The organism is Nonomuraea sp. NPDC051941 (assembly GCF_044593615.1).
This window is the reverse complement of record NZ_JBIUCF010000065.1, coordinates 28,141-49,244: the sequence shown is the minus strand read 5'-3', so window position 1 is coordinate 49,244 and position 21,104 is coordinate 28,141. Positions and strand designations below refer to the sequence as shown.

The 21,104-nt window shown below is 71.8% G+C and carries 19 protein-coding genes; 11 read left to right on the top strand and 8 right to left on the bottom strand.

Features of this window, described 5'->3' with window-relative positions; translation table 11 throughout:
- The first annotated feature begins 152 nt into the window (after positions 1-152).
- A complete protein-coding gene (locus tag ACIHFD_RS59745; RefSeq protein WP_397374542.1) occupies positions 153-3,773 on the top strand; it encodes a LamG-like jellyroll fold domain-containing protein in 3,621 nt (1,206 codons plus the stop codon).
- A gap of 78 nt (positions 3,774-3,851) precedes the next feature.
- On the opposite strand, the gene ACIHFD_RS59740 is transcribed toward ACIHFD_RS59745, so the two are convergent.
- Positions 3,852-4,508 carry a response regulator gene (locus ACIHFD_RS59740; protein ID WP_397374541.1) on the bottom strand — a complete coding sequence of 219 codons (657 nt, stop codon included), beginning with the start codon at positions 4,506-4,508 and terminating at the stop codon, positions 3,852-3,854.
- Complete coding sequence (locus tag ACIHFD_RS59735; RefSeq protein ID WP_397374540.1) at positions 4,505-5,746, bottom strand: sensor histidine kinase; 1,242 nt, start codon at positions 5,744-5,746, stop codon at positions 4,505-4,507. The genes ACIHFD_RS59740 and ACIHFD_RS59735 overlap by 4 nt, the downstream gene beginning before the upstream one ends.
- Before the next feature lie 133 nt (positions 5,747-5,879).
- Here ACIHFD_RS59735 and ACIHFD_RS59730 point away from each other — a divergent pair, with 133 nt between their 5' ends.
- Genes ACIHFD_RS59730 through ACIHFD_RS59720 form a run of 3 tightly spaced genes read left to right on the top strand, consistent with a single transcriptional unit; the run spans position 5,880 to position 8,799 of the window.
- A complete protein-coding gene (locus ACIHFD_RS59730) occupies positions 5,880-6,824 on the top strand; it encodes an ABC transporter ATP-binding protein (protein ID WP_397374539.1) in 945 nt (314 codons plus the stop codon).
- Complete coding sequence (locus ACIHFD_RS59725; protein ID WP_397374538.1) at positions 6,821-7,651, top strand: hypothetical protein; 831 nt, start codon at positions 6,821-6,823, stop codon at positions 7,649-7,651. The genes ACIHFD_RS59730 and ACIHFD_RS59725 overlap by 4 nt, the downstream gene beginning before the upstream one ends.
- A 20-nt stretch (positions 7,652-7,671) precedes the next feature.
- Entirely contained in the window at positions 7,672-8,799 is a 1,128-nt protein-coding gene (locus ACIHFD_RS59720; protein ID WP_397374537.1) for an alpha/beta hydrolase family protein, read from the top strand.
- An 8-nt stretch (positions 8,800-8,807) separates the two neighbouring features.
- Here ACIHFD_RS59720 and ACIHFD_RS59715 read toward each other — a convergent pair whose 3' ends face one another.
- The 5 genes from ACIHFD_RS59715 to ACIHFD_RS59695 are packed head-to-tail and all read right to left on the bottom strand — an operon-like array spanning position 8,808 to position 14,071.
- Entirely contained in the window at positions 8,808-9,311 is a 504-nt protein-coding gene (locus ACIHFD_RS59715) for a 2'-5' RNA ligase family protein (protein WP_397374536.1), read from the bottom strand.
- A 47-nt stretch (positions 9,312-9,358) separates the two neighbouring features.
- Complete coding sequence (locus ACIHFD_RS59710) at positions 9,359-10,003, bottom strand: maleylpyruvate isomerase N-terminal domain-containing protein (RefSeq protein WP_397374535.1); 645 nt, start codon at positions 10,001-10,003, stop codon at positions 9,359-9,361.
- Between the two features lie 35 nt (positions 10,004-10,038).
- Entirely contained in the window at positions 10,039-10,593 is a 555-nt protein-coding gene (locus ACIHFD_RS59705; RefSeq protein WP_397374534.1) for a type II toxin-antitoxin system prevent-host-death family antitoxin, read from the bottom strand.
- A gap of 57 nt (positions 10,594-10,650) precedes the next feature.
- Positions 10,651-11,682, bottom strand: a complete 1,032-nt coding sequence (locus ACIHFD_RS59700) for a LacI family DNA-binding transcriptional regulator (RefSeq protein ID WP_397374533.1) — start codon at positions 11,680-11,682, stop codon at positions 10,651-10,653.
- Complete coding sequence (locus tag ACIHFD_RS59695; protein ID WP_397374532.1) at positions 11,666-14,071, bottom strand: glycoside hydrolase family 3 N-terminal domain-containing protein; 2,406 nt, start codon at positions 14,069-14,071, stop codon at positions 11,666-11,668. The genes ACIHFD_RS59700 and ACIHFD_RS59695 overlap by 17 nt, the downstream gene beginning before the upstream one ends.
- 357 nt (positions 14,072-14,428) lie before the next feature.
- Here ACIHFD_RS59695 and ACIHFD_RS59690 point away from each other — a divergent pair, with 357 nt between their 5' ends.
- The 4 genes from ACIHFD_RS59690 (at position 14,429) to ACIHFD_RS59675 (ending at position 18,035) form a co-directional block, all read left to right on the top strand.
- Positions 14,429-15,793, top strand: a complete 1,365-nt coding sequence (locus ACIHFD_RS59690; RefSeq protein ID WP_397374531.1) for an extracellular solute-binding protein — start codon at positions 14,429-14,431, stop codon at positions 15,791-15,793.
- A complete protein-coding gene (locus ACIHFD_RS59685) occupies positions 15,790-16,716 on the top strand; it encodes a carbohydrate ABC transporter permease (protein ID WP_397374530.1) in 927 nt (308 codons plus the stop codon). Before ACIHFD_RS59690 ends, ACIHFD_RS59685 begins: the two co-directional genes overlap by 4 nt.
- A 1-nt stretch (position 16,717) precedes the next feature.
- Positions 16,718-17,608: a carbohydrate ABC transporter permease gene (locus ACIHFD_RS59680; RefSeq protein WP_350741076.1), complete on the top strand. Its 891-nt coding sequence runs from the start codon at positions 16,718-16,720 to the stop codon at positions 17,606-17,608.
- Positions 17,609-17,708: 100 nt separating this feature from the next.
- A complete protein-coding gene (locus tag ACIHFD_RS59675; RefSeq protein ID WP_397374529.1) occupies positions 17,709-18,035 on the top strand; it encodes a rhodanese-like domain-containing protein in 327 nt (108 codons plus the stop codon).
- 12 nt (positions 18,036-18,047) lie between these two features.
- On the opposite strand, the gene ACIHFD_RS59670 is transcribed toward ACIHFD_RS59675, so the two are convergent.
- Positions 18,048-18,770 (bottom strand): SDR family NAD(P)-dependent oxidoreductase, encoded by a 723-nt coding sequence (locus ACIHFD_RS59670; protein WP_397374528.1) that lies wholly within the window; start codon positions 18,768-18,770, stop codon positions 18,048-18,050.
- Between the two features lie 106 nt (positions 18,771-18,876).
- Here ACIHFD_RS59670 and ACIHFD_RS59665 point away from each other — a divergent pair, with 106 nt between their 5' ends.
- The 3 genes from ACIHFD_RS59665 (at position 18,877) to ACIHFD_RS59655 (ending at position 20,975) form a co-directional block, all read left to right on the top strand.
- Positions 18,877-19,512, top strand: a complete 636-nt coding sequence (locus tag ACIHFD_RS59665; RefSeq protein WP_397374527.1) for a TetR/AcrR family transcriptional regulator — start codon at positions 18,877-18,879, stop codon at positions 19,510-19,512.
- Between the two features lie 165 nt (positions 19,513-19,677).
- Positions 19,678-20,652 (top strand): pirin family protein, encoded by a 975-nt coding sequence (locus ACIHFD_RS59660; RefSeq protein WP_364266594.1) that lies wholly within the window; start codon positions 19,678-19,680, stop codon positions 20,650-20,652.
- Positions 20,653-20,654: 2 nt separating this feature from the next.
- Positions 20,655-20,975: a tetratricopeptide repeat protein gene (locus ACIHFD_RS59655; protein WP_363985093.1), complete on the top strand. Its 321-nt coding sequence runs from the start codon at positions 20,655-20,657 to the stop codon at positions 20,973-20,975.
- The last annotated feature ends 129 nt before the right edge of the window (positions 20,976-21,104 follow it).

Below are 21,104 nucleotides of genomic sequence, written 5' to 3'. Positions count from 1 at the left end.
GCGAGGACGGTCGGCGATATCGAATCGTGACATGCCGGAAACGCCCATTGACGCGCTGGGCGCGGCTACGTAACCTACGCGAAACCCTCAGTTGCGTACCTCGATCACCCTCCCTGAGATTTGTTAACGCTCACACCTCCAGGGACTTCGTCATGACCATCAAGGCCATGTGGGCCGGGCTGCTCCCGGCCGCCCTCGTCGCCGCCTTAACCACGGGCGTCGCGGATGCGCGGACCGTGGATCCGCCCTCTCCCGTGCTCCTCTACACGTTCGACTCCGACGACCTCGCCACCGGCTCCATCACCGACTCCTCCGGCAACGGCCTGAACGGGACGCTGGTCAACGGCTCCACCGCCGCGCTGGTCGACGGCGCGGGCGGTGGCCACGCGCTGAGCCTGCCCGGCGGCGCGCCTTCCTCCGACGGCGCCTACGTGCGGCTGCCGCTGGACGCGATCAAGGGCAGGACCGACCTGACGGTGTCGGCGCGGGTCAAGTGGGACGGCACCGCCGCCGCCTGGCAGTGGATCTACGCGCTCGGCAAGGACACCAACCGCTACCTGTTCAGCACGCCGTACAACGGGGACGGCGTGCTGCGCACGGCGGTCACCACCTCGGGCGGCGGCGGCGAGGCCAAGGTCACGGGCTATGCCCCACTGCCGGCCGGCGCCTGGAAGACGCTGACCGTCACGCTCGACACCGCCGCCAAGCGCGTCACCACCTACCTCGACGGCGCCGCCGTGGCCTCGGCCCCCACCGCCATCAGCGCCGCGCAGCTGATCGACGCCGCCACGACCTCGGCCGGGTTCATCGGGCGCTCGTTCTATCAGGACCCGCTCTTCGACGGCGCGATCGACGACTTCCGCGTCTACGCCGCCGCGCTGTCGGCGGAGCAGGTGGCGGCCGTCGCCGGCGGCCAGACACCGACCCCGACAGGCCTCGCCCAGAGCGCGTTCTCCGTCCGGACGACCATCGGCACCGCGCCGGCCCTGCCGGCCGCCGTCCGCGCCACCTTCACCGACGGCTACGACCGCGAGCTGCCCATCGCCTGGTCGCCCGTGGATCCCGCGGACTACGCCGCCGCCGGGACCTTCACCGTGACCGGCACGGCCGGCGGCAGGCCCGTCACGGCCGAGGTCACCGTGATCCGCGAGGGCCAGCTCGTCATCGACCTCGCCGAGGACACCGGCCCCTTCCACGGCGGCGCGTCCGGCACCCTTTACGGCCTTTACGGGCCGGGGGTGCCGACCGACAACCTCATCGAGGGGATGCGCCTGCGCACCGTCTCGACCAAGGCCCAGGACGGCCCGCAGCACCCCGGGGCCGACGCGCTCGAGGTCGTCAAGCCGCTGGCCGACAGCACCGACGGCGACGTGTACATCTACATTACCGACATCCACCGCGGCTTCCCCTACCAGTGGCCCGGCGGCACGCCGCAGGAGAAGCTCGACCTGTATCGGCAGAAGATCGCCAAGCAGGTGGACCAGGTCCTCCAGCTCGACCCGAAATATCAGGACAACATTGTCTTCGTGCCGTTCAACGAGCCCGAGGGCAACATGTTCGGCACGGGTGAGTGGAGCTACAACCGGGTCAGCTGGCTCAGCGACCCGCGCGACTACTTCAAGGCGTGGGACGACGTCTACGCCCTCATCAAGGGCAGAATGCCGGCCGCCCGGATCGCCGGCCCCAACACCAGCGTGCTGTACTCCCAGGTCAAGGGCTACCTGGAGCACGTCGTCGAGGCCGGCACCGTGCCCGACGTGATGACCTGGCACGAGCTCAGCCACCCCGAGCAGGTCAGGGCCAGCGTCAAGCGCTACCGCGAGATGGAGGCCGAGGTCTTCGCCGGCACGAAGTACGCCGGGAAGCGGCTGCCCATCAACGTCAACGAGTACGCCTTCAACTACCACACCTCGGTGCCCGGCCAGATGATCCAGTGGGTGTCGGCCATCGAGGAGTCGAAGGTCGACGCCGACATCGCGTACTGGAACATCGACGGCAACCTGTCCGACTCCGCCGTACAGGCCAACCGGGGCAACGGCCAGTGGTGGCTCTTCAACGCCTACGGCAGCATGAGCGGCCACACCGTGCGGGTCACGCCGCCGTACCCGGGGCAGAACTACACCCTGCAGGGCGTCGCCACGCTCGATCCGGGCAAGAAGCAGGCCCGCGCGATCTTCGGCGGCGCCGACAGCGCCGGGCACATCCGCTTCGAGCACGTCCCCGACAAGGTCTTCGGCCGCCGCGTGCACGCGTGGGTGCGGGAGATCCCGTGGACCGGCCAGGTCGGCGACTCGGCGCAGCCGGAGATCGTCGCCGAGCGCGACGTCGCCGTCAAGGACGGCACCGTGGTCTTCGACTTCGGGGCCGGTGACCTGCCGAGGCTCAAGGAGTCGTCGGCGTACGAGATCGTCCTCACCCCCGCCGGCTCGGGCACCGCGACGGCGCCCGCGCCCAAGCTGTGGGAGGGGTCGTACGAGGCCGAGGACGCGAAGTACACCGGCGGCGGCTACAGCCGCAACGGCCCGGAGGGCTCCCCGTCGGACGTGTCGAAGTTCTACACCTCCGGCCGCTACGACGTGGGCGGGCTGCGTACCGGCTCGGACGGGGTGCTCGATTTCACCGTCGAGGTCCCGCGGGCCGGCCGTTACGACCTCAGCGTGTTCGCCAACTCGCTGAACACCTTCGACCGGGTGCGCGAGCAGGGTCCGACCAACGTCTTCGTGCGCGTGGACGGGGGCGCGGAGCAGGAGCTGTTCCTGCCGCTGGGCTACAAGTGGGTGGTGTGGGACCACGCGGACACCACCGTGGAGCTCACGGCGGGCAAGCATGTGCTCTCCCTGGCCGCGCGCAGCCTCGACGGCGCCAAGGCCACGAAGGGCGACGCGATCGTCGACCGGATCCGGCTCTCGCTGGCCAACCCGGCGGCGGCGACCTCGATCTACGAGGCCGAGCTGGCCGACCTGCGCGGCGCCCGCCCGTCCTACTCCGCGTACAGAGCCGCGCTCTCGGGCTCCGGGGTCGTCGCGGCCCGGCGCGAGGAGTCGGCCACCTTCTGGGTGTACTCCGCCCAGGACGCCCCGGCCGAGCTGGACCTCAAGCTGCTCGGCTCCGGCCAGGCGGCGGTGACGGTCAACGGCGTACGGGTGCTGGACCGCGCCCGGCGCGGCGACGCGACCGCGGCGGTGTCGCTGTCCGGCGGCGTCAACAAGGTCACGGTCACCGGCAGGTCCGGCACGTCGCTCATCGACCGGCTGGAGGTGCGGCCCGCCGCCGGCGCGCTGCCGGCCACCGTGTACGAGGCGGAGTCCGCCCGGCTCGCCGGGACGGCGAAGGCGTCGCCGCTCTCGCTGGCGGGCGGCGGGAGCGCGGTCACCGGGGTCGGCGGCACGCCCGGCAACGCCAACACGCTCACCTTCGACCTGCGGGCCGCCGCCGACGGCACGTACGCCATGCGGGTGCGCTACTCCAACCCGGAGCAGTCGCCCGCCACGCACTACAACCCGGACCCGCTGGCCAGGCACGCCGACATCTCGGTGAACGGCGCCGCCGCGCAGCGCGTCCTGTTCCCCCACACCTTCCACGAGAACAACTTCTGGGAGCTCACCGTCCCGGTGCGGTTGAAGAAGGGCTCGAACACGGTGCGCTTCTCGGCCGAGGAGCTGCCGAACTTCGACGGCACCACGTACGCGTCGGAGACCTTCCCCGGGGTGCTCCTGCGCGCGCAGTACGCCCCCGTGATCGACAGGATCACGCTGGCGCCGTACAGCGGCTGACCCCCATCGGTGCCGCCCGTGCCCCAGCCCTGGGGCACGGGCGGCACCGATGCACGCTTGTCGGGCGGGCCGTACCGATCAGCGGGACGGTGACACCAGGCCCGCGTCGTAGGCCGTGATGACCAGCTGGATCCGGTCGCGGGCGGCGAGCTTGGCGAGCAGGCTGGCCACGTGCGCCTTGGCCGTGCCCGGGCTGATGTGCAGCTCGGCCGCGATCTCGGCGTTGGACAGGCCGCGCCCGACCAGGGTCAGCACCTCGCGTTCCCGCCCGGTGACGCCCGCGAGCTCGCGCGGCCGGGGCGCCGGGGCGGGGCGGCGCGCGAAGTCCTCGATGAGGCGGCGGGTGACGCCGGGCGCGATCAGGGCGTCCCCGGCGGCGACGACGTGCACGGCGGACAGGATGTCCTCCAGTGCCATGTCCTTGACCAGGAATCCGCTGGCCCCCGCCCGGAGGGAGGCGTAGACGTTGTCGTCGTCGTCGAACGTCGTCAGCATGATCACCCGGGTGGACGGGGACTCGGCGGCGATGGTCTGGGTGGCCTCGATGCCGTCCATGCCGGGCATGCGGATGTCCATCACCACCACGTCCGGACACAGCCGCCTGGCGAGCTGGATCGCCTGGGCCCCGGTCCCGGCCTCTCCGGCGACCTCGACGCCGGGGGTGCCGTCGATGACCATGCGCAGGCCGGCGCGGATCAGCGGCTGGTCGTCGGCGAGCACGACACGGATCGTCACGACACCTCCACCCCGGCGCTCGCACGTCCGGCCGGGTCTTTGATCGGGCCGGCGAGTGGGGTCGTGAGCGGCAGGCGGGCGGTGACGCGGAAGCCGCCGCCCGGCCGGGGGCCCGCGCTGAAGTCGCCGTTCAGCAGGGCGACGCGTTCGCGCATGCCGGCGATCCCGTGCCCGCTCCCCGCGCTCGGCGTGGCGGCGCCGCGTCCGGCGCCGCGTCCGGCGTCGGAGATGTCGATGCGCAGCTCCTCGTCCTCGTAGTCGATCGTGACCTGGCAGTGGTCGGTGCCCGCGTGGCGCAGCACGTTGGTCACGGACTCCTGCACGATGCGGAAGGCGGAACGGTCGACGGCGGCGGGCAGGGGTCGTGGCCGCCCGTGCCTGCGCACGTCCACGCGTACCCCGGCGGCCGCGGTCGCCTCGGCCAGCCGGTCGACGTCGGCCAGCCCCGCCGCGGGCGCGGGTTCAGAGGACTCACGGTCACGGTCGCTGTCGCGCAGCGCGCCGAGCAGGTGCCGCAGCCCCTTCAGCGTCTGCCTGCTGGTCGCCTCGATCGCGCCCAGCGCCTCGCGCGCCTGCTCCGGCCGGCTGTCGATCACGCGGGCGCCGGCGCCGGCCTGGATGGCGATGATGCCGATGCTGTGCGCGACCATGTCGTGCAGCTCGCGGGCGATGCGCAGCCGCTCGTCCGTGACCGCCTGGGCCGCGGCGTGCGTACGCAGCGCCCGTTCGTACTCGCGCCGCTGCCGGATGAACATCCCGCCCATCCAGCCGACGACGACGCCCAGGCCGAGCAGGACCGACAGCGCCAGGAACCCGGGCGCAAGAGCGCGCAGGCCGTGCCGCAGCAGGTCCGCCTGCAAGGCCGCCTCCTGGACGACGAGCGTGACGGCCGCCGCGGCCAGGCCGGCGCGGCGCGACCGGGTGGCGGCGACCAGGCAGACCAGGACGTCGCCCGCCAGGAGCAGCGGCCAGAACCGCTCCGCCGGCAGCCCGGCCGCCGACGCCGTGACCACCCCGGCCAGCAGCACCGCGAGCACCGTGCCGGGCCGCCGCCGCGCCCAGGCCAGGGGGAAGGCCATGGCGGCGGCGAACGCCGCGTGCTCGGCGCCCACGGGGAGCAGGTTCTCGCCGTCGGTCAGCGTCAGGGTGTACAGCAGCGGCACCAGGCCCGCCAGGCCGCACCAGGTGAGCAGCGTCCGCACGCCGCCCGGCAGCCGTTCCGGCCATCTGTCGCGCACCCGTCGATCGTAGTCACCCGCTCAGGGGCCGGGCATCGGCCGCCGGGCCTATGCCCGCGGGCCACCCACGCCCGCCGCAAACAGGCCCGCGGCCAGATGCGGCACGCCTTCGACCTGCGACAACGTTGGTCAGGTGATCGAAGTCAACGGACTGACCAAGCGCTACGGCGCGGTGACGGCGGTGAACGGCCTGACGTTCACCGTGCGGCCGGGGCACGTCACCGGGTTCCTCGGCCCCAATGGCGCCGGCAAGAGCACCACGCTGCGCATGATCCTCGGCCTGAACCGTCCCACGTCCGGAAGCGCCACCATCGACGGCCGCCGCCGCCCGGCGGGCCTGCGCCACGTCGGCGCGCTGCTGGACGCGGGCGATGTGCACGGCGGCCGCACCGCGGGCGCCCACCTGCGCGCGCTGGCCCGCGGCAACGGCCTGCCCCGGCGCCGGGTGGCCGAGGTGCTGGAGGAGGTGGGGCTGGCGGGGGTGGCGCGCCGCCGGATCGGCGGGTTCTCACTCGGCATGCGCCAGCGACTCGGCATCGCCGGCGCGCTGCTGGGCGACCCGCCGGTGCTGATGTTCGACGAGCCGATCAACGGCCTGGACCCGGAGGGTGTGCTCTGGGTGCGCGGCCTGTTCCGGCGGCTGGCCGCCGAAGGACGCACGGTGCTGGTCTCCAGTCACCTGATGAGCGAGATGGAGCACACCGCGGACCGCCTCGTCGTCATCGGCCGCGGCGAGCTGATCGCCGAGGAGAGCCTGGCCGGGTTCGCCGCCCGCGGCACCGGCGCGTCCGTCGCCGTACGCACCCCGGACCCCGCCGAGCTGGCGGCCGTCCTCAGCCTGGAGGGGGCGCACGTGCGGCCGGAGGGTGGAGACGCCCTGACCGTGACCGGGCTGAGCGCCGCCCGCGTCGGCGAGCTCGCCCATCGGCGCCGGATCATGCTGTACGAGCTCGCGCCGCGGACCGCCTCGCTGGAGCAGGCGTTCATGGAACTGACCGCCGGCCACGCCGAACATCGGACCGGTGACCCCGCAATGGCCGCCAGACCCGCCGATCACCCGGCCGGTGGCCTCCGATGATGACCACCAGACCCGCCGGTGATCCCACGATGAGCTCCGGCACCTTCCGCGACCTGCTCGCCGCCGAGTGGATCAAGCTCTGGTCCCTGCGCTCGACCTCGTGGCTGCTCGGCCTGGGCACGCTGGCCATCGTCGCCCTGGCCGCCCAGAGCAGCCTCGACGCCTACCAGAGCTGGCCCGGCTTCACCGCGATGGAGAGGGCCAGGTTCGACCCGCTGGGCGAGGCGTTCAGCGGCCTGGCCGCCTCCATGCTCATGATCGGCGCCGGCAGCCTGGGCGCCCTGACCATCGTCGGCGAGTACGCCACCGGGCTCATCCGCACGACGCTCACGGCCGTCCCGGCCCGCCACCGCGTCGTGGCGGCCAAGCTCGCCGTCACCGCCGCCGTGACGCTCGCGACCGGCGCGCTCATCTCCGGGGGAACGTTCGGCGTCAGCCAGGCCATCCTGTCCGGCCGCGGCATCGCCGTCTCGCTCGGCGACGCCGGCGTGCTGCGCGTCCTGGCCGCCAACGCGCTGCTCGCCCCGGTGTCGGCGCTGACCGGCATGGGCATCGGCGCGCTGGCCCGGCACACCGCCGCCGCCGTCGTCACCGTCTGCGCCGCGCTGGTCGTCGTGCCCACCTTCTTCCGGCCCACCGTCCACCAGTGGCTCAACGACCTGTACGCCCTGGTCCCCTTCTACGTCTGGCGGACCTGCCTGGGCCTGCCCCTGCTCCGCGACGACCCCGCCCTGCCCACGGTGGCCGGCTCGTGGGCGGCCTTCGCGCTGTGGCCGCTCGTCGCCGCCGCCCTGACCCTGATCGTCGTACGTCGCCGCGACGTATGACCCGTACGAAAGGAAATCCGATGAAGTTCCGCCTGCCCGCCGTCGCGCTGACGGCCTGCCTCGCCCTGACCGCCGTCCCCGGCACAGCGGCCGCCGCCTCGGCCTCCATCCAGTTGGAGTTGCCCCGCCCGACCGGCCCGAACCCGGTCGGCCGCGACATCCTCCCCCTGGTCGACAGCGCCCGCAAGGACCCCTGGGTCCCCGAGTCGGGCCCGCGCCGGCTCATGGTCTCGATGTACTATCCCGCCCGCTCGGCCACCGGCGGACCCGCTCCGTACATGACCACCGCCGAGGCCGCGTCCCTGCTCCAGCGCAAGGCCCCAGGCGCGAAGATCCCCGCCGAAGTCATCAGCGGCACCCGCACCTACGCCCGCGCAGGAGCGCCGCCCAAGCAGGGCCGTTACCCGCTGGTGGTGCTCTCCCCCGGCCTCGGGCTCCCGCGCGCCAGCCTCACCTTCCTGGCCGAGGACCTGGCCAGCCGCGCGTACGTGGTCGCGCTGGTCGACCACGCCTACGAGTCCTCCGGCACGACCCTGCCCGACGGCCGGACCATCACCTGCGCGCCGCTCTGCGACCAGCCCAAACCGCCGGAAGGCGGACAGGCGGCCATCACCGCGAACCGCGCCAAGGACATCGCCTTCGTCCTCGACGAGCTGACCGGCCGGCACCCCGCCTGGAAGAACGCCCGCATGATCGCCCCCCAGCGGATCGGCATGGCGGGCCACTCCCTCGGCGGCGACGCCAGTGCCGCCACCATGGCCGTGGACAGGCGCGTACGGGCCGGGGTGAACCTGGACGGCACCTTCCACCCCGCGGTCCCGCTCGACCGGCCCTTCCTGCTGATGGGCAGCCGGTCCGACCACGTGCCCGGCAAGGACCACACGTGGGATGACGCCTGGACGAAGATGAGCGGCTGGAAGCGCTGGCTCACGGTGGCCGCCACCGACCACGCGAGCTTCACCGACCTGTCCATCCTGCAGCAGGCGGTCGGCCGGTCGGGCCCCGACTCGCTCTCACCGCAACGCTCGCTGGAGATCACCCGCGCCTATGTCGGCGCCTTCTTCGACCAGCACCTGAAGGGCCGCAGGCAGCCGCTGCTCAACGGCCCGTCACCGGCGAACCCGGAGGTCGCCTTCCACAACCCCTGAGGCTGTTCTCATTCCTGAAATATCCGGCTTTGGCGCAGCGGGAAGCGCGTGACAGGCGTCCAGCGGAGACCGTCGAAGCTCGCCAGGTCCACGGCGGTGACGCGGGTGGTGAACGGCAGTCCGGGCGCGACGGCGGACTCGACGCCGTCCAGGACCTCGTCGTCGCCGTAGCCGACGGACAGGTGGGGGACGGCCTCGCCGTACCGGCCGCCGTACGGGCGCAGCGCCGGCCACCTGCCGGTCACGCTCCGCGTGAGAGCGGCGAACGGCCCGGCGGGCTCAGGCCCCAGATAGAGCAGGCCGGGAAAGCGGCCGCAACCGGTGAAGGCCGCCTCGAAGGGCTGGTGGGCGGCGAACAGCCTCGCCAGCTCCGCCAGCGTCCCGTCCCCGATCTCCGGCCGTGGCAGGAACGGATAGAGCACGGTGACGTGCGCGGTCACGCCGTACCTGGCCGACGGGTCGAACAACGCGCGCTGGCCGCCGACGACCGGCTCGGCTTCGGGCACGGGCACCACGAGGACCGTGGCACCGACCGGGTACGGAGCCGCCCCGCCCGCGCTCAACTCGCGCCCCGCGTGCCGTACCAGCGCCACTCGGTGAGCCGTGGGCGATCGGGGAGAGCGGTGCGCCCGGTCGCCCACAGCAGGACCTCCCAGGCGTCACCGTCAACGGCGGCATGGTGGGGAAAGAGCCTGTTCAGGACCCGGGAGCACAACTCCCCCGGCGGCGACCACTCCAGATTCAGCCCTTGAGCGATGTCATGCGTGTGCACGAGGACCTCGACGACGGCCATGGCGGCGAAACCCTCCGGGTCGGAGGGCCCGAAAACGTGGTAGGCGACGGTGTCCGAGGGGGCGGTGCGCAGGACGGAGGCCATCAGGCCTCCGCACGCCTCCACAATGGTCAGCAGGCCCTGGGCACCCGCGGCCCGGTCGGCGAAGATGACGTTCGCCGGGCCACCGCTCCGGTCGCTGCTCGTCCGGAACGGCAACAGCGCGGTCGTCGGCGGCTCGGCGAGCCCGAACCTCGCGGCGTAGGTGAACAGGTCGTCGGCCAGATGCTCGAGCGTCTCCCGGCAGGTCCACTCGAGCGTCCCCGCCTTGGCCTCCCACGCATCGGCATCCGCGTCCCTCAGGGCGTCGATGGCCAGAGCCACGACCCGGCGCACGTCCTCTCCGTCGACTGCGGTTTCCGCGCTGTGCATGAGAAGGATCGTAACAACGGCCGGCGCGGGGCCGGTCAGTCGCGCGTCGGGGTGAGGGCGCGCAGGGCCTCGCGGAGGTCGGCGCCGGAGCCCGCCGCGACGACCCCGCCCTCGCGGTCGACGGCCACGGCGGAGAAGACCGGGCCGGCCGGGGTGTCCGGGTCGCAGGTGAGGGTGACGGCGTGCCCGTCGAGCAGCATGGCCTCGGCGTCCGTCCTGGACGGGGGCGCGGCCCGGTTGATCAGGTCGCGGGCCGAGATCAGGGCGGCCACGGGGGTGCGGTGGCGGCCCAGCAGCACAGGGCTCTCGTCGTACGGCTGGGTGACCTGCCGGACGAGATCGCCGAGCTTGGCCCGGGCCGTCGAGAGCGGCACGAGCGGGAGCCCGCTCAGGATCCCGGACACCTGGGAGAGCGGGACGAGCGCGGCCCACTCCCAGCGCTCGCGGGTGACCAGGATGGTCTCACCGTTCCTGGCGGCCTTGACGATGGTCCCCCAGCGGGCGCGGGCCTCCTCGACGCCGAGCGGGGTGCCGTACCGGGCGTGGAGTTCGGCGTAGGAGGGCGGCTGGGCGGCGGAGTCGTTGATCACCCGAAGAATCGTAAGGCGCCTTACGGAATATGTGCAAGGCGCCTGACAAAATCCACGTCAGACGCGCTTCGCCGTGGAGGCACGGACGACCAGCTCGGTGGCCAGCTCGACGTGGTGGGAGTCGATCTTCTCGCCGGCCGCCAGCCGCAGCGCCGTACGCACCGCCACCCCGCCCATCTCGCGCAGCGGCTGGCGGACGGTGGTCAGCGGCGGGGAGGCCATCCGGGCCATCTGGGTGTCGTCGAACCCCACGATGCTCAGGTCCTGCGGGACGCGCAGGCCCCGCTCCCTGGCGGCCTCCATGACGCCCAGCGCGCTCTCGTCGCAGCCGGCGAAGATCGCCGTCGGCGGCTCCGGCAGGTCGAGCACGGCCCCGCCGTACTCGAGTCCGTCCTCGTAGCGGAAGTGCCCGGAGCGCGTGTACGCGGGCGGCACCGGCACCCCTTCGGCCTCCATGGCGGCACGGTAGCCATGCAGGCGGGCCTGGTGGCAGGCGGCGGCGGCCGGGCCGCCGAGGTAGGCGATGCGCCGGTGGCCGAGGGACAGCAGGTGCTGGGTGGCGGCCAGCCCGCCGGCGAAGTTGGTGGAGCCGACGCTGGTCACGCCGGCGTGCGGCAGGTGGAGCGGGTCGATCACGACCAGCGGCAGCCGGACGCGGGACAGCGCGGCCAGCTGCCGGGTGCTCAGCTGGTCGCACGTGACGCAGATCAGCGCCCGGCGCCCGGCGGCGGCCAGGTCGCCGGCCCACGCGGCGGGGTGGTCGATCTTCTTCCTGACACTGACGACGATCCCGACGCCGAGCTCCGCCCCGGCCGCCACCACACCCTGGATGATCTCCGTGGAGTAGGTGCTGAAGTCGTCGTCGAACTGCACTTCGACGGTGTCCGTGGCGACCGGCCCGTCCGTACCCGGGGTCCGGCGTGGCGACGGCGCGATGTAGTCGTGCTCCCGCAGCAGCGACTGCACGAGGGAGCGGGTGGTCGGCGCCACGTCGCTGCGGCCGTTGAGCACCTTGGACACGGTCGCCACCGACACGCCCGCCGAGGCCGCGACCGTGGCCAGCGTGGCGCGTCTAGAACTGGACGGCATCGACTCCCCTTTCACGCTCGACCGACACGGGGGTGTCCAGGCGCCGGTCGTGGCCGACGACCCGGGCCGGGCCGGCCAGCCGTACCGTGCTCCGGCACGGCAGGTCGGCCGCCGACGTGCCGACGAGCACCTCGAGGTCCCCGGGCTCCACGATGCGCCTCAGATCGCGGCCGGTGAAGGCCGTCCGGTCGGCGTGCACCCGGAAGGTCACGCGGGCGCTCGCCCCGGGCTCCAGCCGGACCCGGGCGAACCCGGTCAGCTGCCGGACCGGCCGGGTGACCTGCGCGACGACGTCGTGCAGGTAGAGCTGGACGACCTCCTCGCCGGCCCGGTCCCCGGTGTTGCGCACGCTGACCGCCACGCCGAACTCGCCGTCCGTGGGCACCTCGGCGTCGCTGATCCGCAGGCCGCCGACCTCGAAGCTGGTGTAGGAGGCGCCGTACCCGAACGGGAAGAGCGGGGTCGGGTCGAGGTTGCTGATGCCCTGGCTGTCGGCGCCCAGCGGCGGCTGCAGGTACGTGCCCGGCTGCCCGCCGTGCCCGCGCGGGATCTGCACCGGCAGCCTGCCCGACGGCTGGACCCGGCCGGACAGCACGCCGGCGACGGCCGCGCCGCCCTCCTCGCCGGGCATGAACGCCTGGACGAGCGCCGCCGCGCCCGCGCGCACCCGGCCCAGCGCGTACGGACGGCCGGAGACGACGACGGCGACGACCGGCGTGCCCGTCGCGGCCAGCTCGGCCACCAGGTCCTCCTGCAACCCAGGAAGGCGCAGGTCGTCGGCGTCGCAGCCCTCACCCGAGGTCCCGAGGCCGAACAGCCCGGCGAGGTCGCCCACGGCCACCACGCACAGGTCCGCCCCGCGCGCCGCTTCGAGCGCGGCGGCGAACCCGGAGCGGTCGTCCCCCTGCACCTCGCAGCCCCGCTCGTGGACGATCTCGGCCTCCGGCAGCTCGGCCCGCAGCCCGTCGAGCAGGCTGGGCGCCTCGATGCCGAGCCCGAGCGCGGGGTGGCGGGGCAGCACGTGGTTGGGGAAGGCGTAGCAGCCCATGAACGTCCGCGGATCGTCGGCGCACGGCCCGACGACCGCGATCCGGCGCGGCCCGGCAGGCAGCGGCAGCGCGTCGCCGGCGTCGAGCAGGACGATCGACCGCTCGGCCAGCTCGCGCGCCAGCGCCCGGTTGCCCGGCGAGTCGAGGTCCACGTCATCCGCCCCGGACACGGACTTCTCCGGCGTCCAGTCCGGGTCGAGCAGCCCGAGCTGCACCTTCTGGGTGAGCAGCCGGCGCACCGCCCGGTCGATCAGCGACTCGGGGAGCTCGCCGGCGCGTACCCGCTCGACCAGGTGCGGGCCGAAGCCGAGCGTGTCGGGCAGCTCGACGTCGATGCCCGCGGTGAGGGCCTGGACGCCCGCCTCGCCGGTGTCGGCGGCGACGCGGTGCATGCTCGCCAGGAACGGGATCGCCCAGTAGTCCGACACGACCGTCCCGGTGAAGCCCCACTCCTCGCGCAGCACCTCGGTCAGCAGCCAGGGGTCGGCTCCGGCGGGCACGCCGTCCACGTCGGAGTAGGAGTTCATCACCGACCGGGCGCCGCCCAGCGCGATGGCGGTCTCGAAGGTCGGAAGGATCATGTCCATCAGCTCGCGCCGCCCCATCGGCACGGGCCCGTGGTTGCGGGCCGCCCGGGAGGCGGAGTATCCGGCGAAATGCTTGAGGGTGGCGATGATGCCCGCGTTCTCCAGCCCGCGCACGTAGGCGGCGCCGAGCATGGAGACGAGGTACGGATCCTCGCCCATCGTCTCCTCGACCCGGCCCCACCGGTAGTCGCGCACCACGTCCAGCACCGGTGACAGGCCCTGGTGCACGCCCACGGCCCGCATGTCCCGGCCGATCGCGACCGCCATCCGCTCCACCAGCTCAGGGTCGAACGTCGCCCCCCACGCGATGGCCGCCGGGTAGACCGTCGCCCCGTACGTGGTGAACCCGGTCAGGCACTCCTCGTGGACGATGGCCGGGATCCCGAGCCGGGAGCGCTCGACGACGGCCCGCTGCAGCCTGACCACCTCGGCGGCGCCCTCCCGCGCGGTCACGGGGGCGCTGCCGTGCACCCGGGTCAGGTGGCCGAGCCCGTGCCTGACGGCCTCGTCGAGGGGGACCGTGCCGGAGGCCGTGAACACGTCCTGCATCGGGGCGACGTTCAGCGTCTCGGCGTCCTGCGCCGGCTCGTGCTGCATGTCGTTGCCGAGCCACCGGCTGCCGAGCTGGCCGACCTTCTCCTCGAGGGTCAGCTCCGCGAGGAGGGCCTCGACTCGGTCGGCCACGGGAAGCGCCGGGTCCTGCCACGGGCGGAGCACGCCGTCCATCGCGGGGGTCCGATCCAGAGCCGTCATCTGCTCTCCTTAAAGCCGATTCCCGCCGTGAGTATTTCGAAATGTTTCGATGTCGTCGAGTGGCCTACGAGCAAGCGTCCCCGATTTACAGACGACCAGATGAACGCCGCGCCTGAGTACTTTACACACGCGCTGCTCGAAAGGGCAGATTCCCGGATACGCCGGTCTTGACAGGCCCATGGTCGAAACCTAAATTGACGGACCACGCGGTATGTCGCAAATGTTTCGACGAGCTCACTCAAAGGAGACGTGACGAGCGGCATCGGCAGGCGCCGCGTCCCCGGCCGCCCGCCACCACCATCCGACGATCAACGAGCCGCGCGGCCAACCCCCCGGCGTTCAAGTACGGAGATCAGCGTGGAGAACAGGTCAACTTCCCGCCGCACCTTCCTCAGCCTCTCCATGGGCCTTCCCCTCGGAGCAGCCCTGACCGCCTGCGGAGGCTCCGGCCCGACCCAGGCCGGCGCCGGTGGCGGGGGTGCCACCACCACAGGTGGCGGCAGCGGTGCCGGCAAGGCCACCTACTGGTATCTCACCGGACAGCCACAGGAAGGCATCCGCACCCGCGCCGTCGAGCGCTTCAACAAGGCCAACCCGAGCAGCCAGCTCGCGACCACGATGTTCCAGAACGACGCCTTCAAGACCAAGATCAAGACGGCGATCGGCGCGGGCGAGGCCCCCACCATCATCTGGGGCTGGGGCGGCGGCGGACTGAAGAGCTACGTGCAGGCCGGCCAGGTCGACGACCTCACCTCCTGGTTCGACCAGAACGCGGCCCTGAAGGACAAGCTGTTCCCCTCCTCCTTCAACGCGGCCACGGTCGACGGCAAGATCTACGCGGTGCCGGTCGAGGCCGTGACGCCGATCGTCCTCTTCTACAACAAGAAGGTCTTCGAGAAGGTCGGCGCGCAGCCCCCGCAGAGCTGGGGCGACATCATGGACCTGGTCAAGAAGTTCAACGCCGCGGGCGTCGCGCCGTTCTCCCTCGGCGGCCAGTCGCGCTGGACGAACATGATGTGGCTGGAGTTCCTCTTCGACCGCATCGCCGGCCCCGAGGTCTTCCAGGCCGTCTTCGACGGCGAGAAGGACGCCTGGAGCAACCCGGCCGCCATCGACGCCCTGACCAAGATGCAGGACCTCATCAAGGCGAACGGCTTCATCAAGGGCTTCTCCTCGATCACCGCCGACTCCAACGCCGACCAGGCGCTGCTGTACACGGGCAAGGCCGCGATGATGCTGCACGGCGGCTGGACGTACGGCAACATGCGCGACACCGGCGGCGACTTCGTCAAGGGCGGCAACCTCGGCTACATGAACTTCCCGCCGGTGGACGGCGGCAAGGGCGACCCCAGCGACACCGTGGGCAACCCGGCCCAGTACATGTCGATCTCCTCCAAGGCGTCGGAGGCGGAGAAGGAGATCGTCAAGAAGTTCCTCGCCACCGAGATGAACTCCGACGCGCAGAACAAGGACTGGGCCAGCAACGGCTTCGTGCCGATCGTCAAGGGCACCGACTCGCAGTTCGGCACCGACCTCGACGGGACGTGGCAGCGGTTCGTCTACGAGACCGCCAGCAAGGCCAAGTCCTTCCAGCAGTCCTGGGACCAGGCGCTCAGCCCGACCGCGGCCGAGGTCCTGCTGGACAACATCGCCAAGCTGTTCCAGCTGTCGGTCTCGCCGCAGCAGTTCGCCACGAACCTCAACGAGGTCATAGGCAAGTGACGGTCCCCCCGATCTCCGCCAGGGGAAACGCGCCCCTGGCCGCCGTGCCCGGCGGCCAGGGGCGCGGCCTGGCCTGGCTGGCCGTACCGGCCCTGCTGCTCTTCGTCGGCTTCGGCGTCATCCCGCTCATCGGGGTCTTCGTGCTCAGCTTCACCGCCTGGGACGGGCTCGGCGAGATCCGTCCGGCGGGCTTCGACAGCTGGCGCGCCGTGCTCTCCGATCCCGGCCTGCCGCACGCGCTGTGGGTGACGTTCCTGGTCATCGCGATGTCGTGGGTGGTGCAGACGCCGGCGAGCATCCTGCTCGGCACGTTCCTGGCCGGCTTCCAGCGCTACCGCGCGGTGTTCTCGGTGATCTACTTCATCCCGCTGCTGCTCAGCTCGGCCGCCATCGCGATCACCTACAAGGCGCTGCTCGACCCGAACTTCGGGCTCGGCGCCGGGCTGGGGATCCCGATCCTCGTGCAGGACTGGCTGGGCGAGCCCGTCCTCGCCTTCAGCGTCGTGATCTTCGTGGTGTCGTGGCAGTTCATCCCGTTCCACTCGCTGATCTACCAGGGTGGCGTGCGCCAGATCCCGCGCTCGATGTACGAGGCCGCCGAGATCGACGGCGCCGGCCGGGTCCGCATGTTCTTCAGCATCACCCTGCCCCAGCTCAAGTACACGATCATCACGTCCTCGACGCTGATGGTCGTGGGGTCGCTGGTCTTCTTCGACCTCATCTTCGTGCTCACCGCCGGCGGCCCGGGGGACGCCACCCGGGTGCTCGCCCTGGAGATGTACAAGAGGGGCTTCCAGGCCAACCTGATGGGCCCGGCCAGCGCGATCGCCGTCATCCTGGTCCTGGTGGGCCTGGCGCTGGCGCTGCTGCTGCGCCGCCTCGGCGGCCGGGACGCGAGCCACAGTCAGCTGGAAGGTGCCTGACATGACGACGACCCTCGCGAAGAACACCTCGCAGGCGGCGGCGCGGCACACCGCTCCCGGCCCCAAACGGGTGACCCGCCGCCCCAACTGGCTGGGTGGGCTGGTCGCCTGGTTCTGGCTGGCGGTCGTGGTCGTGCCGATCTACTGGATCGTCATCACCAGCTTCAAGTCGCAGAGCAACTATTACGTCGAGAACCCCCTCGTGCCGCCGGCCGAGCCCACGCTGGCCAATTATCAGATGGTCATCGAGTCGGACTTCATCCGATATTTCATGAACAGCGTCGTCGTCACGGTCGGCGCGGTCGCGCCCGCCGTGGCGGTGTCGTTCATGGCGGCGTACGCGATCGTCCGCAGCGGCAGGGGGCGGTTCCTGCGCTGGACCAACTCGGCGTTCCTCATGGGCCTGGCCATCCCCCACCAGGCCACGATCATCCCGATCTACCTGATCATCATCAAGCTCGGTCTCTACGACACGCCCATGGCGCTCATCCTGCCGTCGATCGCGTTCGCGATCCCGCTGTCGGTGCTGATCCTGTCGAACTTCATCAGGGACGTGCCCAAGGAGCTGTTCGAGTCGATGCGCCTCGACGGCGCCAGCGAGCTCGGCACGCTCTGGCACCTGGCACTCCCCCTGACCAGGCCCGCCGTGGTGACGGTGACCATCTACAACGCCCTGACGATCTGGAACGGGTTCCTGCTGCCGCTGATCCTCACCCAGAGCCCCGAGCAGCGCACGCTGCCGCTGGCGCTGTGGACCTTCCAGGGCCAGTACAGCATCAACGTGCCCGCGGTGCTCGCCTCCGTCGTCCTGACCTCGGTGCCCATCCTCATCCTGTACGTGGTCGGCCGCCGCCAGCTGCTGGCCGGCCTGACCGCCGGATTCGGCAAGTAACGAGGAGCCGCCCGCCCCAGATTGCAAAATCGGACTGCGGTCCGGTAACGTCTTACCCACGTAACCGGACCGCAGTCCGACTTATTCTGGAGGCAATGACATGACCGCTCTGATCACCCGGGACGACCTCGCGGCGGCCATCAAGGCGGGCACGGTGACCGTGGTCGATGCGCTCGGCGGCGCGTACTACGCCAAGCAGCATCTCCCTGGCGCCGTCCCCCTGGCCCCGGCCGACGTGGACGCCCAGGCATCCGCGCTGCTGCCCGACAAGAACGCCGCGATCATCACGTACTGCTCCAACCCGGCGTGCCCGAACAGCGGCCAGGTCGCCGGCCGGCTCACCGCGCTGGGCTACACCGACGTGCGCAAGTACCGCGAGGGGATCGAGGACTGGACGGCCGCGGGGCTGCCCGTCCAGTCGTCCTGACCGCCCTTCCGCCTACTGACCGAAGCTGCCCGCCAGCACCTCCACCCGGTCCCGCTTCGCGTACAGCTCCCAGAAGCCGTCCGCGAGGACGTCCGGGTGGATCACCTCCGGCTCGAACTCGAGCGGCACCGAGGACGAGGTGATCCCCCGGTGCGGCACGCTGCCCTCGATCAGCGCCCCCACGTTGACCGCCCCCACGTACACACCCTTGCCCGCGAGCTCGGCGTTGAGGGTGTGGAAGTAGTTGCGCAGCGCCGCCTGCGCCATGCCGGCGTTGCCGAGCCCCGGCGTCGGATAGATCCCCGACTGCCCCGCGGTGAACAGGATCGCGCCGTCGCCCCGCTCGACCATGTCGGGCAGCACCTGCCGCACCAGGGCGACCGCCGAGAGCACGAACCGGTCCAGGATCACCCGCGCGTTCTCGACGTCGACGTCGAGCGTCGCCGCGATCCCCTCCCCCATGTTCCCGCCGCCGGGGCTGAACTCGGCGACGTCGATCCGCCCATAGGCCTCCTTGATGGCCGCGACCGCGGCGGCGAGCCGGCCGGGCTCGTAGACGTCGGCGGTGAATCCGGCCGCCTCGATGCCGTCGCGGGCAAGCTCGGCGACGAGGTGGTCGAGGTTCGGCCTGGTCCGGGCGACGAGCGCGATCCGGAAGCCTTCGCGCCCGAAGCGGCGGGCGAGGGACAGGCCCATGACGGGGCCGGCGCCGAAGATGGCGAGAGTTCTGGGCATGATGACTCCTTAATGCATTCAGCTAAGTTGACTGCACTCCCAACTTCTGTGCCGGAAGCATACGCACAAGTTGGGAGTGTTCTCAACTTCGCCTACGATGGGCCTCATGCCGACCCCCGCCAGACCGCTCCGCAGAGACGCGCAGCGCAACCGCGACCTGCTGGTGACGGCCGCGAGAGAGCTGTTCGCCGCCCGCGGGCTGGACGTCCCCCTCGACGAGATCGCCCGTACGGCCGGGGTGAGCAGCGGCACCCTCTACAACCACTTCCCGAGCCGCGACGACCTCGTCGACGCCGTCTTCGCCGACCGCACCGCCACCGTGGTGCGGATCTCGGAGCACGCCCTGTCGCTGCCGGACGCGTGGAGCGGGCTGGTGCACTTCCTGGAGCGGGTGTGCGAGCTGCAGGCCGCCGACCGCGGCTACAACGACCTCGTCTCACGCCGGGGCCCGCAGCCCACCCCGGCCAGTGACCCGGCACTCGGTTACGCGATGATGTCGCGGATCATCGAGCGCGCGCACGAGGCCGGGGTGCTGCGACCCGACTGCACGCTGGAGGACATGGTGTTCGTGACGTGGGGCATCGCCCGCACGGTCGAGGCCACCACCGCCGTCCGGCCCGAGGTGTGGCGGCGGCATCTGGCGTTGATCCTCGACGGGTTCCGCGCCCCGGCGGCGCATCCGCTGCCGGAGCCGCCCCTGCGACCCGACGAGCTGATGCGCATCATGCGAGAGTTCTGCTGACCGTCGCCCTGACGCCAGGTGACGCCCGCCTGCGGCCCGAAATTCCCGCCGGGAACGACGACGGCAGATCGCATGGCTCCAAGGTACGCGCGGCCGGGAATGCCCGGAGGCACCCATGCGTTGTGGCGAGCAACCGATTGAAGATTCAACCAAACAGGAGGGGTCATGCCCGCCATCACCGCTGACACCCTGGCCCTGCCCCGCGTCGCCACGCCCGACCCGGCCACCGTCACGCGGCGGCCCGTGAAGTCGGTGACGACCGCGCCCAGCGGGTTCGAGGGCGAGGGGTTCCCGGTACGGCGCGCGTTCGCCGGCGTGCCGCAGTCCGCGCTGGACCCGTTCATCCACATGGACCAGATGGGCGAGGTCGAGTACGCGCCCGGCGAGCCCAAGGGCACCCCCTGGCACCCGCACCGCGGCTTCGAGACCGTCACCTACATCATCGACGGCATCTTCGAGCACCAGGACTCCAACGGCGGTGGCGGCACGATCACCGACGGCGACACCCAGTGGATGACCGCGGGCTCGGGCCTGCTGCACATCGAGAAGCCGCCGGAGCACCTGGTGGTCTCGGGCGGGCTGTTCCACGGCGTCCAGCTGTGGGTCAACCTGCCTAAGGCGCACAAGTTCCACCTGCCCCGCTACCAGGACATCCGCGGTCGCCAGGCGGCGCTGCTCTCCTCGGCCGACGGCGGCGCGCTACTGCGGGTGATCGCCGGCGAGCTGGACGGCCACGCCGGTCCGGGCGTCACGTTCACCCCGATCACGATGGTGCACGCCACGGTGAGCCCCGGCGCCCGGCTGGAGGTGCCGTGGAACCCGGCGTACAACGCCCTGGCCTACGTGCTGGCCGGACACGGCTACGCCGGGGACGAGCGCACGCCGGTGCGCAAGGGACAGCTGGTCGTCTTCGGCCAGGGCGGGGCGATCACCGTCGCCGCCGACCCGGCCCAGCCGCAGGCCGAGCCGAACCTGGAGGTGCTGCTGCTCGGCGGGCAGCCGATCCGCGAGCCGGTCGTCCAGTACGGCCCCTTCGTGATGAACAACCGCGCCGAGATCCTTCAGGCGATGGAGGACTACCAGGCCGGCCGCCTGGGCGTCATCCCCGCCGAGCGCCTTCCGCACACCGGACAGGAGTGAACATGCCGATCGAGAAGCTGGCCGAGGAGTACAAGCGCGGGCGCCGGTTCTTCGACTCCCAGGATTACATCGGGGCCGCCCGCATCCTGGCCCAGGTGGTGGCCGCCGCGCCGGACAACCTCGCGGCCCGGCTGCTGCTGGCCCGCGCCTACTACCACTCGGCCCAGCTGGGCCGGGCCGAGGCCGAGCTCCGGCTGGTGCTGGAGCGCGACCCGGCGGAGGGGTACGCCTGCCTGCTCCTCGGCCGTACGCTGCAGCGCCAGAACAGGCCGAAAGACGCCGAGCCGTACCTGCGCATGCATGCCGCGATGACCGGCGAGTGACATGCGCGACGCCGAGCGCCGCCGTCCCCGGACGGCGGCGTTCCGGCCTGCAGTGATATCCATTCGAATATCGACAATCAAGGCATATCAGTCTTGGACAGCGCGAACGGCTCTGTGCTGTCATGACGC

What these genes read in the sequence shown, in the direction of transcription:
- ACIHFD_RS59695 (WP_397374532.1), bottom strand. Translation starts at nt 14,071, where the DNA reads ATGACGGCTCTGGATCGGACCCCCGCGATGGACGGCGTGCTCCGCCCG.
- ACIHFD_RS59725 (WP_397374538.1), top strand. Translation starts at nt 6,821, where the DNA reads ATGATGACCACCAGACCCGCCGGTGATCCCACGATGAGCTCCGGCACC.
- ACIHFD_RS59745 (WP_397374542.1), top strand. Translation starts at nt 153, where the DNA reads ATGACCATCAAGGCCATGTGGGCCGGGCTGCTCCCGGCCGCCCTCGTC.
- ACIHFD_RS59660 (WP_364266594.1), top strand. Translation starts at nt 19,678, where the DNA reads ATGCCCGCCATCACCGCTGACACCCTGGCCCTGCCCCGCGTCGCCACG.
- ACIHFD_RS59655 (WP_363985093.1), top strand. Translation starts at nt 20,655, where the DNA reads ATGCCGATCGAGAAGCTGGCCGAGGAGTACAAGCGCGGGCGCCGGTTC.
- ACIHFD_RS59665 (WP_397374527.1), top strand. Translation starts at nt 18,877, where the DNA reads ATGCCGACCCCCGCCAGACCGCTCCGCAGAGACGCGCAGCGCAACCGC.
- ACIHFD_RS59720 (WP_397374537.1), top strand. Translation starts at nt 7,672, where the DNA reads ATGAAGTTCCGCCTGCCCGCCGTCGCGCTGACGGCCTGCCTCGCCCTG.
- ACIHFD_RS59670 (WP_397374528.1), bottom strand. Translation starts at nt 18,770, where the DNA reads ATGCCCAGAACTCTCGCCATCTTCGGCGCCGGCCCCGTCATGGGCCTG.
- ACIHFD_RS59710 (WP_397374535.1), bottom strand. Translation starts at nt 10,003, where the DNA reads ATGCACAGCGCGGAAACCGCAGTCGACGGAGAGGACGTGCGCCGGGTC.
- ACIHFD_RS59680 (WP_350741076.1), top strand. Translation starts at nt 16,718, where the DNA reads ATGACGACGACCCTCGCGAAGAACACCTCGCAGGCGGCGGCGCGGCAC.
- ACIHFD_RS59675 (WP_397374529.1), top strand. Translation starts at nt 17,709, where the DNA reads ATGACCGCTCTGATCACCCGGGACGACCTCGCGGCGGCCATCAAGGCG.
- ACIHFD_RS59700 (WP_397374533.1), bottom strand. Translation starts at nt 11,682, where the DNA reads ATGCCGTCCAGTTCTAGACGCGCCACGCTGGCCACGGTCGCGGCCTCG.